At 72.8% G+C, this 1,649-nt stretch carries 2 protein-coding genes; one reads left to right on the top strand and one right to left on the bottom strand.

Features of this window, described 5'->3' with window-relative positions; all coding sequences use genetic code 11:
• Positions 1-89: 89 nt before the first annotated feature.
• Positions 90-512: a winged helix-turn-helix transcriptional regulator gene (locus ACIA8D_RS41735; protein WP_399240760.1), complete on the bottom strand. Its 423-nt coding sequence runs from the start codon at positions 510-512 to the stop codon at positions 90-92.
• Positions 513-635: 123 nt separating this feature from the next.
• On the opposite strand from ACIA8D_RS41735, the gene ACIA8D_RS41730 reads away from it, so the two are divergent.
• Entirely contained in the window at positions 636-1,490 is an 855-nt protein-coding gene (locus tag ACIA8D_RS41730) for an alpha/beta fold hydrolase (protein WP_399240758.1), read from the top strand.
• Positions 1,491-1,649: the final 159 nt, after the last annotated feature.

Genomic DNA, 1,649 nt, shown 5'->3' with positions numbered 1-1,649 from the left:
GAGGCGACGCGGAGCGTCGTCGACCGACGACAACGCCGCGAGCGTGCGTGCCAGGCCCCGCGAGCCCGGCCTGATCCAAACGACAAGCCCTAGCCGGGTGTCGACCCGTCCGCGAGCCGGTTGTTGCGGTCGATGTCCGGCATGTGGGTCTCGGCCCAGACCCGCAGGGCCGCGAGCGGTGCTTCGAGGGAGAGGCCGAGGTCGGTGAGCCGGTAGTGGACGGCGGGCGGGACGGTGGGTTCCACACGGCGTGCCACCAGGCCGTCGCGGGTCAGGCTCTGCAGCGTGACGGACAGCATCTTCTGCGAGATGCCGGGGGCGAGGCGGCGCAGCTCCGCGAAGCGGATCTCGTCCGGGGCCTGCTCGGCCAGCACCTTCACCACCATCGACGTCCACTTGGTGCCGATACGGTCGAGCAACCGGCGGGTCGGGCAGAGTGGATCCATCAGGTCACCGTGCTCACCCCGCTCACCGCGCCGCCGCGCACGTCCGCCGGACCTCGACGTGGTCACCTGGGGCTCACCACCTGAAGGGAAAGTGCCGTCTTGGGCGGACCAGGTTAGTTCCCTACGGTGAGGTTGTCACCAATCCTCACCGCCTCCTCCACCCTCCCTCCCCGTACCTGGAGTCCCGCCATGCCCGAGCTCCGACGCGTCCGCGCCAACGGTGTCGAACTCAACGTCGCCCTCGCCGGATCGGGTCCTGCCGTCCTCCTGCTGCACGGCTTCCCGCACACCTGGGAGCTGTGGACGGACGTCATGGCCGACCTGTCCGCCCACCACCGCGTCATCGCACCGGACCTGCGCGGGTTCGGCGCGAGCGGCCCGGCCGACTCCGGGTACGACGCGGGGACCCTGGCCGAGGACGCCGCGGCGCTGCTCTCCGCGCTCGGAGTGTCCTTGGCCGCGGTGGTGGGCATCGACGCCGGTGCCCCGCCGGCCTTCCTCCTGGCCCTGCGCCGCCCCGACCTCGTCCTTCGGCTGGTCGTCATGGAGTCCCTGCTCGGCGGGCTGCCCGGCGCCGAGGACTTCCTCGCCGGCGGTCCACCGTGGTGGTTCGGCTTCCACTCCGCCGCGCCCGGTCTGGCCGAGACCGTGCTGGAGGGCCACGAGGCCGAGTACGTCGACTGGTTCCTGCGCACCGGTACGCTCGGCGAGGGGGTGCGCCCGGCCGTCCGGGACGCCTTCGTGCGCGCGTACACCGGCCGCGAGGCGCTGCGCCGCGCGTTCTCGTACTACCGGGCCATGCCCGAGAGTTCAGCGCAGATCGAGGAGGCGGTGAGCACGGCCCGGCTGACGGTGCCGACGATGGCGTTGGGCGCGCGACCGGTGGGTGCCGCCCTGGCACGCCAGCTCCGCCCGGTCACCGACGACCTCACCGCACACCTCGTCGAGGACTGCGGCCACATCGTCCCGCTGCACCGGCCGGACGCCCTGCTTGCTCTGCTGCGTCCGTTCCTGGCCGGCGCGGAGCCCCGGCGGAGCGCCTGAATCAGGGCGGCCGTCCGGGCCCCGAACCGGCCACTGCCCGAAGGCGATCTCCTCGCCCACCAGCCCCTAGGGCTTGTCGTTTGGATCAGGCCGGGCTCGCGGGGCCTGGCACGCACGCTCGCGGCGTTGTCGTCGGTCGACGACGCTCCGCGTCGCCTC

Source organism: Streptomyces sp. NPDC051684 (assembly GCF_044453445.1).
GTDB lineage: Bacteria > Actinomycetota > Actinomycetes > Streptomycetales > Streptomycetaceae > Streptomyces.
Note: the sequence above shows the minus strand (reverse complement) of the source record. Positions and strands in the feature narration are given on the sequence as shown.

Excerpts from the sequence above, each read along its gene's own strand:
- ACIA8D_RS41730 (WP_399240758.1), top strand. The coding sequence starts at position 636 with ATGCCCGAGCTCCGACGCGTCCGCGCCAACGGTGTCGAACTCAACGTC.